Below are 12,649 nucleotides of genomic sequence, written 5' to 3'. Positions count from 1 at the left end.
TATCTTACTCATCCAAGAACGATTTAAGCTGCTCTGAGCGGCTTGGATGGCGAAGCTTTCTTAATGCTTTGGCTTCAATTTGACGAATTCGTTCACGCGTCACATCAAACTGCTTGCCCACTTCTTCTAAAGTATGGTCGGTATTCATATCAATACCAAAGCGCATACGCAATACTTTCGCTTCACGTGCCGTTAAACCACCAAGCACATCGCGAACCGAGTTACGCAGGCTTTCTGATGTTGCCGAGTCAATTGGCAAGTCCAGCGTGCTGTCTTCAATAAAGTCACCCAGATGCGAATCTTCATCGTCGCCAATTGGGGTTTCCATTGAAATAGGTTCTTTCGCTATTTTCAGTACTTTGCGAATTTTGTCTTCCGGCATCATCATGCGCTCTGCCAGTTCTTCCGGCAGTGGCTCGCGGCCCATTTCCTGCAACATTTGGCGAGAAATACGGTTCAGCTTATTGATGGTTTCAATCATATGAACCGGGATACGAATAGTACGCGCCTGGTCCGCAATTGAACGGGTAATTGCCTGACGGATCCACCAGGTTGCATAAGTTGAGAACTTATAACCACGGCGGTATTCGAATTTGTCCACGGCTTTCATCAAACCAATGTTACCTTCCTGAATTAAGTCCAGGAACTGTAAGCCGCGGTTGGTGTATTTTTTCGCAATGGAGATAACCAAACGCAGGTTAGCTTCAACCATTTCTTTTTTCGCACGGCGCGCTTTGGCTTCGCCAATGGACATGCGACGGTTAATTTCTTTAACTTTACCAATGGTTAAGCCAGTTTCGCGTTCAACATCAACCAGCTTGTTTACACAGCGTTCAATTTCGCCGCGCACTTCTTTCAATGTGTCGGAGTAGCTTGCACCAGAGTCAATTTCTTTATCAACCCAGGCCATGTTGTTTTCATGGGTAGCAAAAGCTTTCATGAAGTTGCGTTTAGGCATTTCGCCCTGTTCAACGCTTATCTTCATAATAATACGTTCCTGCACACGAACACGCTGCATCATGGCACGCATGTCTTTAACCAAACGGTCAAATTGCTTAGGAACCAAACGGAACTGTTTGAATAAGTCGCTTAACTTATCGATTTCAACACGAGCACCGGCACCATCACGGCCATGCTTAGCAATCGCCTGACGTGTAGCTTCGTATTGTTCGCGCAGTGCATTAAATTTGCTGCGTGCAAATTCCGGATCAATACCAGTATCCGCTTCTTCCTCGTCTTCGTCATCATCGTCGTCTGATTTTTCCAGCTCTTCGGTTGGAAGTTCAGAACCAACGTTAGTAGCGGCTACAGGCGCTTCGTCTACTTCGTCTGGGTCGATGAATCCGGAAATAATGTCGGTTAAGCGCAGCTCTTCGGCTTCGTAAGAGTCCCACTGCTCAAGCAAGAAGTTAATGGCTTCCGGGTATTCTGCAACAGAGCACTGAACCTGGTTAATGCCTTCTTCAATACGCTTGGCAATGTCAATTTCGCCTTCACGAGTCAGTAGCTCAACGGTCCCCATTTCACGCATGTACATGCGCACTGGGTCAGTTGTGCGGCCAATTTCGCCATCGACAGAGGCTAATGCTTGCGCAGCTTCTTCGGCAGCGTCTTCATCTGCAGCACTTTCTGCCATCATCAGATCATCGGCATCGGGTGCGCTTTCAAACACGCGAATACCCATGTCGTTGATCATGCGAATAATGTCTTCAACCTGATCGGAATCAACAATTTCCTGCGGTAAATGGTCATTGACCTCAGCAAATGTCAAAAACCCTTGTTCTTTGCCTTTCGCAATAAGGACCTTAAGTTGCGATTGCCGATTCTGCTGCATACAGACGTTCCACCTGTGACTGTGAATGTAGAGTATCCAAAATGACCAAATAGTATATCAGAATACTGATTTTGAAGCTAGCGTAAGGCGTACCCTGATGTACTATCTTGCCTTACTTAAATACTGAATCAGCGTCTGATATTCCTGACGCTCAACTCGTGTTAATGCACCTTCCTGCTCTTTCTTTAAAAGTGCGTTCGCGCGCTGCTCAAAATATTGGTCAATTAGATAAATAAATATATCGTTAAATTCTTGCTCAACGTTATCTTCGTCAAGCTGATGTTGCCATAACGCGAGTTTCAGCAAAGGCTGGTAATACTCGGTATCGCGCCAGCCTTCTAACACCTGCGCCGTGGTCATTTGGCGTTCTGCACACTGCTTGTGCAAAGCTATTAGTAAATCAATGCCGCTAACCTGCAGTTCTCGTAGTTCCTCACGAACCGGAACCGATTGCGCCAGTTGCGGGTATTGCAGTAACAAAGCAATGGCTTTGCGTAACGGCGTCATTTTTACGCTTTCTTTTGGTCGCGACTGACGTTGCGGCTTTTCAAACTGACGCTCCAGTTGCGACGTTTCGCGGCGAAGCTTTTCTGCTAACCGCTGCATTAAGGTGTCGCGATAATATTCACTCGCCACTTTCTCAATTAAGGGTTTTGCAATATTCAGTAATTGAGAGCGTCCGGCATCGCTACTAACGTCAATGTCGGCCTGTAAATGCTCGAAGAAATATTCAGTGAATGGTGTCGCCTTTTTTAATTCACGCTCAAAGGCTTCGGCACCGTGCTCGCGCACAACTGAATCTGGGTCTTCACCTTCCGGCAAGAACAGAAACGCCATATCCAGGCCGTCGCGCAACAGTGGCAACGCATTTTCTAATGCACGCCAGGCAGCGTCGCGGCCTGCGCGGTCACCGTCGTAACAACAAACAATTCTGCCACTAGTACGGAATAAACGCTGTAATTGTTCACTGGTAGTAGCCGTACCCAACGACGCAACGGCGTAGTGAATGCCCGCTTCGGACAAAGCCACCACGTCCATATACCCTTCGACAATACAAACCTGTTCTGGTTTCCTTACGGCCTGTTGCATATGCCAGTAACCGTATAACTCACTGCCTTTGTGAAACAGGCGGGTTTCCGGAGAGTTTAAGTACTTAGGTCCGTCGCCATCAATAATGCGACCACCAAAGCCCACCACCCGGCCACGCCGGTCATGAATAGGAAACATGACCCGGTCACGAAAAAAGTCGTAATGCCGGCCTTTCTCGTTACGGTTAATAAGCTTTAATTCCAGTAACTGCTGGCGTTGTGGGGCCGAGCTGCCAAATGTGCTTAGCAGGCCGTCCCAGGCGTCGGGTGCATAGCCAATTTGAAAACGTTTTACCGTTTCGCCGCTTAAGCCCCGACCTTTTAAGTAGTCTATAACCCGATTTGAGTTTTCATGGTGCTTTAACTGATGCTGGAAAAAACGAGCTGTTTTACTCATAAGCTCGGAGTCGTCCTGCATCTGTTGCTGTTTCTTTTGTGCTAACTGAGGGTTCTCCGGTTGTTCCCGAGGAACCTCAACTCCCATAATGCCGGCCAGTTCTTCCACCGCATCGGGAAAGTTTAAACCGTCAAATTCCATTAGAAAATCAATAGCGTTACCGTGCACCCCACAGCCAAAGCAATGGTAAAACTGCTTATCCTGGCTAACGGTAAACGACGGCGTTTTCTCATTATGGAACGGGCAACAGGCCTGATGGTTTCTACCGGCCTTTTTCAGCGGTACGCGGCTATCAACTATTTCAACAATGTCTGCTCGTTCGAGCAAATCATGGATAAAGCTTTTGGGGATCAGGCCTGCCATATTGTTTCAATACCGAAGTTGCGAAAACAAGAAAGTTGCGAAAACAAAAAGTAGCAGAAACACGAAAGCCGCGACGATATAGTCACGGCTTTCAGCACTTTACGGAAAAGTGAACACTCAAATTGTCGTAGGTATGGTCTTAGTAAAGACGAGTACGACGAGCGTTATCACGAGACAGTTTTTTCGCGTGACGCTTTACCGCAGCAGCTTTCTTGCGCTTACGCTCTGAAGTCGGCTTTTCATAGTGCTCGCGACGACGAACTTCAGAGAGAACACCTGCTTTTTCACAAGAGCGCTTAAAGCGACGCAAAGCTACGTCAAACGGCTCGTTTTCTTTCACTTTAACGACTGGCATTAAAAAATCACCTCGGGTAAATTATCTGTTTCGGTTAAAAATTAACCACTACGGGTTCAATTGGTGCTGAATTGTACCGACTCAGATTCGCCTTGTAAAGTGTTATCCGAAGCATCCCATCCAGGGTCATTATCGCTAAGCAGTTCGCGGACTGGCGTAGAGTGAAGGAAAAGCTTACTGACTAAATCCTGTAAATTATTTGGTTTTTCTTTGTACGACAAACCGAGTTGCCATAACTGCGGGCCGACCGACCGAATACTTCGGGTTATCAGTTGCTGAAGCAAAATGGTTTCGTCGTCAGTTTTGACTCTGACTTCAGCTTCTAAGCCTCTGCTGTCCTCGATATTAACCGGCGAGGTGCCAAAGTAATTAAATGCGATACCTTTATTGGAAATATCCACAATTTTACCGGTAAGAGGCTCACCGAGTTTATCTTTTAGCTGCAGCTGGAGTCTTGCATCGCAATTTACGCCAACCCTTGGTGACGACCGCAGAATTTCCACACTGGCATTTCTGGGGTAACTGACAAACAAAAGTTTTTGTGGGTATTGAGTAATGTGGAGAATGTCGACCACGCCGGTTACCTGCTCGCCTTTTGGAGAGACCGTTTTTATTGCAACATTCTTTTCTGTAGCCAGCATTGGCAAGATATCTTGCCAGCAATACTGTCTGGAAAGTTCCAGAATAAGATAATCGGGATGCTGTTGACCCACCAGCGTCATATTTAAACGTTTATAGCTCTGGTTATCTTTAATTTGGACTTCGACGGACTGCCTGAATCCACTGTTTGCCAAAACATCGCTGTTTTCCCGCATCAGTGTTAACCCCTGCTTTATTATTTTTATGAAACTTATCATAGCCTATCTAGAATATTTTTTAAGCAATAGACCAATTATTTTTATTTGATGTCAATTGACGTCATTTAATGCATACACTGTAAGCTCTTCCTCAAAACCTGTTGTTTGGTGTTTGTCATCGTTAGACTGGATTTGAGCTTAAGTAGTAAGGATAAAAGTTTGGCTGAAGTACATCCGGACAACAATTTTCCCTATCCAATACCAGCACGTTACCAGTCGATAAAGTTACTGGGGCAAGGTGGTAGTGGCCTGGTCTATAAAGCCTACGACCAGCGTTTAAAACGCACGGTTGCAATTAAGTTTGCCCGCTCGCCCTCTATTGTCAGTCGGCACAGGTTGGTAAATGAAGCGCGTTTGCTATCCAGCGTTGACCACCCTGCTCTTTGTCGCGTGTTTGATGTTGGCGAGCCGGAAGTTTCTTCTTCTTCATTATTTATGGTGCTTGAGTACATTGAAGGAAAACCTTTAAGCAAACAACGCAGTTGCCTGTCTGTTTATGACGCCGCCAAAGTGGTTAAATCTCTTACTGACGGGGTTTGTCGTATGCACGAGGCCGGTTACGCTCACAACGATATTACCGCCCAGAACATTATGATCCGCTCAGCAGACAAAGCTGAAGGCGAGAGCAATAATTCCGCGGTTCTGGTTGATTTGAGTATTGCAGCGCCGAGTTCACCCACAACCATTAAGCGCGATATATACCAACTGGGCGCGTTATTGTTGTTGTTACTGACCAACATGAAGCCGGAGCAGTTTTTTCTGCGTCCAATAGCGCACCGTAACCGACTTCCTGCCGAACTCAGTCGCATAATAAAGAAGGCACTCTCCGCAGAACCGAACGAGGGCTTTCAACATTGCCGTGAGCTTCAGCAGGAGCTTGATGGCTGGCTCCGAAACTATCAGTTAAGAAAACGTTTCTTCTGGCTGGGGGCTGGTGGTGCTGCCATTTTGGTTATTATTTTTGTCTTGTTCATTTTTTTGCGGGAGCAGACAAACCGACATTTGCTGGATGGTTACTCGGTTGAACAGAACCAATACGCACATGCGCTTGTTTTTGCTCATTATTCACGACATCTTGCCAACGGCGGCCAGCTTCAACAGGCAGCGGAGCAGGCTGAGTTAGCGCTTACCCACTTCGACGACGCTGTAGCAAGCAGTCCTGAGCTGCTTAAGTACCACTCTGAACGCGCTCATTTTGTGCTAAGTTCAGACAACATTTTTACCCGCTCACAACGCACGACTATGCTGCTTAATGCCATTAATGAACTGGGTAACCCGGATATCTATGAAGAAAAAGCGGCTGCCCATTATTTGCGGGCAGAAATGTATTTAGGTCTCGCTGAACTTAATAGCGAACAACCACATTTAGTTGAACGATGGAAAGCATCTGCGCTGAGTTCAGTAGAAGCAGCGATCAAGCACCAGCCTGATGTCGATCGCTACCAGCAATTACGTACTGAAATCGATAAGTCTCAGTCCAGTGCCGGGACGGATTGATCTCTTAAGCGGTAAAACTCTTTTACATAGTCATCAAAAGTACCGGCATCCAGTGCGTCGCGCATATCACTCATTACTTTTTGATAAAAGCGCAGGTTATGAATGGTATTCAGGCGTGACCCCAACATCTCATTGGTACGATCCAAATGGTGCAAATACGCCCGCGAATAATTTTTGCAGGTGTAGCAGTCGCAGTTTTCATCCAGCGGAGAGGTGTCTGTACGGTGCACTGCATTACGAATTTTTACTACGCCAGTGCTAATAAATAAGTGACCATTACGCGCGTTACGCGTTGGCATAACGCAGTCGAACATATCAATGCCGCGACGCACGGCTTCAACTAAGTCTTCCGGCTTGCCCACACCCATTAAATAGCGAGGTTTTTGCTCGGGCATTTGCGGCGCAGTGTGCTCTAAAATGCGCATCATATCTTCTTTCGGCTCACCTACCGACAAACCACCAATAGCGTAACCGTCGAACCCGATATCGGTCAGACCTTTCAGAGAAATATCGCGCAGCTCTTCGTACATGCCGCCCTGAATAATACCGAACAACGCGGCTTTGCTCTCACCGTGTTCTTGTTTAGAGCGTTCGGCCCAGCGCAACGAAAGCTCCATTGAACTGCGTGCTTCTGCCTGCGTGGCAGGAAACGGCGTGCATTCATCAAATATCATGACAATATCTGAACCCAGCTCGCGTTGAACCTGCATAGACTTTTCCGGGGTCAGCAGTATTTTCTCACCGTTAATGGGCGAACGGAAAGTCACGCCCTCTTCGGTAATTTTACGAAGCTCACCCAGACTGAACACCTGAAAACCGCCGGAGTCGGTCAGAATAGGCTTGTCCCAGTTCATAAAGTCGTGCAAGTCGCCATGCTGCTGGATAATTTGCGTCCCCGGACGCAGCATTAGGTGAAAGGTATTACCCAGGCAGATTTGTGCGCCGGTGTCTTTTACCTCTTCTGGTGTCATACCTTTTACGGTACCCAGAGTACCTACCGGCATAAACGCTGGCGTTTCTACGGTTCCACGTTCAAATACCATGCGCCCACGACGCGCGCGACCACTGGTTTTGTCTAATTCAAATTTCATTGTCATAAGTATTCACTTCAGTGTATTAAGTTTAGCGCTGTAACAGCATGGCGTCGCCGTAGCTAAAAAAGCGATAGCGCTCTTTAATGGCTTCATTATAAGCCTTCATAATTAAATCACGACCAACAAATGCCGAAACCAGCATAATGAGCGTGGACTCGGGCAGGTGAAAGTTGGTTATCATGCTATCGACCACTTTAAATTCATAACCCGGATAAATAAAAATATCGGTGTCATCAAAAAACGGTTTTATGCTTTCATCAGTTGATGCCTGAGCGGCCGATTCCAGCGAACGAACCGAAGTTGTGCCTACAGCAATAACCCGGCCACCCGAGGCTTTGGTCTGCTTAATGGCGTTACAGGTTTCAGCACTGACTTTCGCGTATTCGCTATGCATAACATGGTCGTTAATGTCTTCCACACGCACCGGCTGGAAGGTTCCGGCGCCTACGTGCAGAGTCACATAGGCAAAGTTCACGCCTTTATCGCGCAGCTGTTGCAGTATCTCGTCGTCAAAATGCAGACCGGCGGTAGGGGCAGCAACAGCACCCGGCTCGCGGTTATAAACGGTTTGGTAACGCTCTTTATCAGAGCTTTCATCCGGACGGTCAATGTACGGCGGCAAAGGCATATGCCCGTATTGCTCAAGCAGTTCCAGTACCGTCTTGTCATGTTCAAACTTCAGTTCAAAGAGTGCGTCGTGGCGCGCCAGCATGGTTATCTTTACGTGGCCTTCCAACAGCAATTCAGCACCCGCTTTGGGAGCGCGGTTAGCACGGACATGCGCAAGCACCCTATGGTCATCCAGTAGTCGCTCGACCAGAACCTCGACTTTACCACCGGACACTTTTTCGCCCAGCAAACGCGCAGGAATAACCCGGGTGTCATTAAACACCAACAAGTCACCGGCGTTTATCTCATCCACAATATTTTTAAAGTGTTTATGCTCAATGCTGTTTTCACTGGCTTTTACCGAGAGCAACCTACTGGCACTACGTTGCTCCTGCGGATAGCGGGCAATAAGCTCATCGGGTAGCTCAAATGAAAAGTCACTGACTTTTAAAGTAGAATGATTGGTATCTGACATATCCGTGCTGTAATTGCGAGATGTAGTGAAGCGCGGATTTTACTGGAAAGTAGGCAGCCTGTCACTGTTGCAGGCTGCCTGTTTATCGCAAGTTTATGCTACGCCGAAAATTGCTTTTAAAATGTAGAAGAAAGCAATCGACATAATAGCACCTGCAGGCAGTGTAACTACCCAGGATATAACGATGTTACGCACAACACCGAGGTTAAGAGCGGCAATGCCTCGCGCCATACCGACACCTAACACCGCACCTACCAGAGTCTGGGTAGTAGAAATTGGTAGCCCGGTACCTGAGGCAAGAACCACGGTTGACGCAGCAGCAAGTTCCGCCGCAAAACCACGACTGGGGGTTAAGTGCGTAATACCATTACCAATGGTGGCAATAACACGTTTACCCAGCATAGCCAGACCAGCAACAATACCAACCGCACCTAAAGGCAGAACCCACCAGGCCAATGTCGCTTTACTGCCAATATCACCACCGCTGGTTACCACACTCACCACTGCAGCAAGAGGACCAATAGCGTTAGCCACGTCATTTGAGCCATGCGCGAAAGCCATCGCACAGGCAGTGACCACCATCAGTACTGCAAAGACTTTCTCTACGTTGGTGTAGTGCATGTCTTTGTCGTCTGAGGGGTTAAATTTAAGACGTCCAATGGCAAACTTTCCGATAGCAAACACCAGTACCGCAATACCTAATGCCCACAGGAAACCTTCAATGCTGCCAAGATTCAGCCCTACGTGCTTAAGACCTTTTTTGATGGTGACCAGCGACAACACAAAGCCCGCTAACCCCATATAGTAAGGAACATAACGCTTGGCCATTGCTAACGGATTAGAGCGGTCAAAAATGAGCTTCTGTGCACTCATAAATATGAGGTAAGCAATGAACCCGGATATGGCCGGAGTGACGACCCAGCTTCCAACCACCCCCCCGACTTTTGCCCACTGTACCGACTCCATGCTAACGCCGACAGCAGAGAAACCAACAATGGCACCAATAATGGAGTGAGTGGTTGATACCGGCCAGCCAAGATAAGAGGCAATTAAGAGCCAGAACCCGGCAGCTAATAACGCTGAAATCATACCGAACACAAGCAGTTCTGGCTGATTGACAAAGTAAGCCGAGTCAATAATCCCCTTCCGAATGGTTGAGGTAACCTCACCACCCGCCAGGTAAGCCCCCGCAAACTCAAAAACCATTGCGATAACAATCGCCTGCTTTATGGTCAGCGCCTTGGATCCAACGGAGGTACCCATAGCATTGGCAACATCATTTGCGCCGATACCCCAGGCCATAAAGAAACCGAAAACCGCGGCCATCCCGATAAGCAGGACGCTATAGCTAGAAATAATATCCATAAATCAGACTCCGCTTAGACGCGCGCTAGCATTAGTTCGAAACGTGCACCGACTCGTTCAGCCAGGTCGGCTAAGTCGCCAACCCAGTCAAGAATACGGTATAAGAACATCGCATCTACAGGGTTCATATCGAGCTCGATTTTACGTAGATCCTGACGCAGTTTAATTTGAAGTTGATCGGTGTCGGCTTCAATGGCATCAAGTTCTATAATGAAGTTATCGACAAGGTCTCGTTCGCGTCCTTTAAAACCAGTTTCCAGCAAGTCATCAAACTCGCCGATGGTTTCGCGGGCTTTATCGGTCGCATCCAGACAACGGTTTAAGTAAGCATCAAAATCTTTAATCAGTGGTTCCGGGATAATCAACTCACGCCCCGTAACCAGACCGGAGATGTCTTTGGCTTTATTGGCAATTTTGTCCTGCTGAGAAACCAGCTCAAGCAAGTCCGCTCGCTCTACAGGCATAAATAAGCCACTGGGAAGGTTCAAACGGATTTTACGCTTCATATCATCCGCGGTTGATTCGTGTTTTACGATGGTTGCACGAGCCACTTCTGCGCTTTTCCAATCCTTCGAATAAACCGCTTTAAAGAAATCTTTAAGCGCATAAGCGCAGCGGTGCACTTCGTCCATGTGCTCAATCATCGGTTTAATAGGGGACTTTGCAAATACCCCAAGAAATGAGTTCACTGACATAACATTATCCGATTTTTTTCAGCCGATGTTAGCTGCGGCGAATGTTAGCGAAATCTAAAGGTAAAGGGAACCGTAAGATTTGATTAATTCATCACTCGCTGAACGCCCGTTCTATTTGAGTTCGCTGAGTATCCACTTCAGCTTCCACTTGTCTTAACAACTGGTGTGCGTTGTCCATTTCGTTGACTAATTGCTGTAACTGCACTGAGAATCCGTTAACTTTGTCTGTTTGCTGCTCCGCCAACCGAAATGAAGTTTTAGCTTCCTCGGTTGAAGCCTGCGCCTGAGCAGAAACCTCATTTGCAGTTTCTACCAGGCGTTCAACGAATTGCTGTTGCGAATGACTTGCCTCGGCAATGTCCTGGTAGCCTTTTTCAATGGAAAGCGATGCGTCCGTCAGTTGGTTCAGAGAGTCGTTAATACCACCAAGAGAGGACTGTGTTTTCTGCGCCAACTGCCGGACTTCGTCAGCCACCACTGCAAAACCGCGCCCTTGCTCTCCCGCTCTGGCAGCTTCAATGGCGGCATTCAGCGCCAGTAAATTGGTTTGATCGGCAATGCCTGAAATAATGGACAGCGCGTCTTTTACCTCATTTACCGAATGGTCCAGCTCTTCGGCGGAGCGTTTGGCCGTCTCAATCGCTTTTTCATTCAGCTCTGAGGCGTCTCTTAATTTAAGAATATGTTGGCGACTCTGTTTCATTGAGTCTTGGGTATCTAGCGCATTCTTTTCCAGAGTATTGGTGCACTGGTTTAATTCTTCAGTTAATTCGCTCAGTTCAGTAATACCGTGAATAGTATCCGATGCGGATGACTGCGTATCGGCAGAGGATTGCACAATCTGCTGTAACTCTTGTATTACCCGCTTCAACGCTTCATTAACTACCGTCATTTGCTGAGACTTTTCCTCGTCGCTACGCTGAGTCTGTTCAAGTATGCCGTTAAAGAACCGGGCAATCTCCGCCATCTCGGTGTCACGATCGGCGTTAGGTAAATAGTTGAGTTCCTGCTTAACCAACAAAGTCTCCATGGCATTGCGTAAGCTTCGCAGAGGCGTCAGAACCATGCGTTTAAGTAACACAAAGTTCAGTATGGCAAACACCAACAGCACCGCCACCAAGGCCACAAGACTCAGCTTTATCTGCATCAGGCTGGCTTGCTGATCTTTCAAGAGACTCTGCTCTACCTTTACAGCCAGTGACTGAATGTTGGCAATGTCATCGGAAATCGAAGCAAAGGCTTCACGTCTCGACTGAATAAGCTGTAATGTAGAGGACAGCTCTTTTGGGTACCGCTGAATTAAGCTGTTCATTTCTGAAATGATTTTCGGCCCCAGCTCTTTGGCTTCTCGCGGTACAAGCATCATTGACTGGTCGGGCAGCTCTTCTTTTACACCTAGCTTGGGTAATTGCTGCAGCCGGGCAATTTCTTTTTGCATAGCGGTAAGCACTTGCTCCAGTGCCTGCTCCTCGGCCTCACCATTAGATAAACGTTCCCGCGTATGCACCAGGTCAGCAATTAATAACACTAAGTCGCTACCGATACTTTGATAAGTTTCGGCAGCCGCCGGGTTATTGCTGCTACCTTTTTGCACGTAGTCAAACAAACGAGATAATTCGTTAAATAAAGACCGCTCGGCATTTACTAGCAGAGCAGCCTCCTGACCAGAGAGTTTACCTATGGCGCGGTAGTCGTCAGATATTCTGCTGCGGATGATATCCAACTGTTCCTGCATAACCGAAGTGGAGACTAAATTCAGTGTACCAAGCTGGGCGTTCACCTCATTGACCGAGGCCTCGGCCTGGTTCAGTAAAAGCGCATTCCCCGATTGCAGATAACCACTGAGCTCGGTTACTACTTCAACCATCAGTTTCTCTTTTATCGATGAGTAAATATTCTGCTGTTGTTCAAAGTGCTGCAATTGACTATTAGCCCAAATAAGCACTGACAAAAACACCAACGACAAGCCCAGCAAAGAAAAAGAAGAAACACGACTAAAAGTTGAAACGCGCATAAATAA

At 47.3% G+C, this 12,649-nt stretch carries 10 protein-coding genes; 1 reads left to right on the top strand and 9 read right to left on the bottom strand.

The features are described 5' to 3' along the window. Positions 1–4: 4 nt before the first annotated feature. The 4 genes from rpoD to RJ32_RS10600 all read right to left on the bottom strand — a co-directional run bounded on the left by rpoD (position 5) and on the right by RJ32_RS10600 (position 4,852). Positions 5–1,834, bottom strand: coding sequence for an RNA polymerase sigma factor RpoD (gene rpoD / locus RJ32_RS10615; protein ID WP_034822133.1), 1,830 nt, complete (start codon positions 1,832–1,834; stop codon positions 5–7). 102 nt (positions 1,835–1,936) lie between these two features. Next, positions 1,937–3,682 (bottom strand): DNA primase, encoded by a 1,746-nt coding sequence (dnaG, locus tag RJ32_RS10610; protein ID WP_034822131.1) that lies wholly within the window; start codon positions 3,680–3,682, stop codon positions 1,937–1,939. Between the two features lie 139 nt (positions 3,683–3,821). Further along, positions 3,822–4,037, bottom strand: coding sequence for a 30S ribosomal protein S21 (rpsU, locus tag RJ32_RS10605; RefSeq protein ID WP_011235429.1), 216 nt, complete (start codon positions 4,035–4,037; stop codon positions 3,822–3,824). Between the two features lie 56 nt (positions 4,038–4,093). Continuing rightward, positions 4,094–4,852 (bottom strand): glycosyl transferase, encoded by a 759-nt coding sequence (locus tag RJ32_RS10600; protein ID WP_034822129.1) that lies wholly within the window; start codon positions 4,850–4,852, stop codon positions 4,094–4,096. A gap of 201 nt (positions 4,853–5,053) precedes the next feature. Between RJ32_RS10600 and RJ32_RS10595 the strand changes: the two genes are divergently transcribed. Further along, a complete protein-coding gene (locus RJ32_RS10595) occupies positions 5,054–6,391 on the top strand; it encodes a protein kinase (protein WP_034822127.1) in 1,338 nt (445 codons plus the stop codon). Here the strand turns inward: RJ32_RS10595 and tgt are convergent. The 5 genes from tgt to RJ32_RS10570 all read right to left on the bottom strand — a co-directional run bounded on the left by tgt (position 6,367) and on the right by RJ32_RS10570 (position 12,643). Next, positions 6,367–7,482 carry a tRNA guanosine(34) transglycosylase Tgt gene (gene tgt, locus RJ32_RS10590; protein WP_016341397.1) on the bottom strand — a complete coding sequence of 372 codons (1,116 nt, stop codon included), beginning with the start codon at positions 7,480–7,482 and terminating at the stop codon, positions 6,367–6,369. The genes RJ32_RS10595 and tgt overlap by 25 nt on opposite strands. Before the next feature lie 31 nt (positions 7,483–7,513). After that, entirely contained in the window at positions 7,514–8,569 is a 1,056-nt protein-coding gene (gene queA, locus RJ32_RS10585) for a tRNA preQ1(34) S-adenosylmethionine ribosyltransferase-isomerase QueA (RefSeq protein WP_034822125.1), read from the bottom strand. Between the two features lie 93 nt (positions 8,570–8,662). Beyond that, the gene (locus RJ32_RS10580; protein WP_034822123.1) at positions 8,663–9,934 is read right to left on the bottom strand and encodes an inorganic phosphate transporter; all 1,272 of its coding nucleotides are present in this window, start codon (positions 9,932–9,934) and stop codon (positions 8,663–8,665) included. 14 nt (positions 9,935–9,948) lie between these two features. Then, positions 9,949–10,629, bottom strand: a complete 681-nt coding sequence (locus tag RJ32_RS10575; protein WP_011235435.1) for a TIGR00153 family protein — start codon at positions 10,627–10,629, stop codon at positions 9,949–9,951. 91 nt (positions 10,630–10,720) lie between these two features. Continuing rightward, positions 10,721–12,643, bottom strand: coding sequence for a methyl-accepting chemotaxis protein (locus tag RJ32_RS10570; RefSeq protein WP_034822121.1), 1,923 nt, complete (start codon positions 12,641–12,643; stop codon positions 10,721–10,723). Positions 12,644–12,649 lie beyond the last annotated feature (6 nt).

The sequence above is a fragment of the Idiomarina sp. 28-8 genome (genome assembly GCF_000320945.2).
In the GTDB taxonomy this organism is placed as follows: domain Bacteria; phylum Pseudomonadota; class Gammaproteobacteria; order Enterobacterales; family Alteromonadaceae; genus Idiomarina; species Idiomarina loihiensis.
Note: the sequence above shows the minus strand (reverse complement) of the source record. Positions and strands in the feature narration are given on the sequence as shown.

Excerpts from the sequence above, each read along its gene's own strand:
- rpoD (WP_034822133.1), bottom strand. The coding sequence starts at position 1,834 with ATGCAGCAGAATCGGCAATCGCAACTTAAGGTCCTTATTGCGAAAGGC.
- dnaG (WP_034822131.1), bottom strand. The coding sequence starts at position 3,682 with ATGGCAGGCCTGATCCCCAAAAGCTTTATCCATGATTTGCTCGAACGA.
- rpsU (WP_011235429.1), bottom strand. The coding sequence starts at position 4,037 with ATGCCAGTCGTTAAAGTGAAAGAAAACGAGCCGTTTGACGTAGCTTTG.
- RJ32_RS10600 (WP_034822129.1), bottom strand. The coding sequence starts at position 4,852 with ATGCGGGAAAACAGCGATGTTTTGGCAAACAGTGGATTCAGGCAGTCC.
- tgt (WP_016341397.1), bottom strand. The coding sequence starts at position 7,482 with ATGAAATTTGAATTAGACAAAACCAGTGGTCGCGCGCGTCGTGGGCGC.
- queA (WP_034822125.1), bottom strand. The coding sequence starts at position 8,569 with ATGTCAGATACCAATCATTCTACTTTAAAAGTCAGTGACTTTTCATTT.
- RJ32_RS10580 (WP_034822123.1), bottom strand. The coding sequence starts at position 9,934 with ATGGATATTATTTCTAGCTATAGCGTCCTGCTTATCGGGATGGCCGCG.
- RJ32_RS10575 (WP_011235435.1), bottom strand. The coding sequence starts at position 10,629 with ATGTCAGTGAACTCATTTCTTGGGGTATTTGCAAAGTCCCCTATTAAA.
- RJ32_RS10570 (WP_034822121.1), bottom strand. The coding sequence starts at position 12,643 with ATGCGCGTTTCAACTTTTAGTCGTGTTTCTTCTTTTTCTTTGCTGGGC.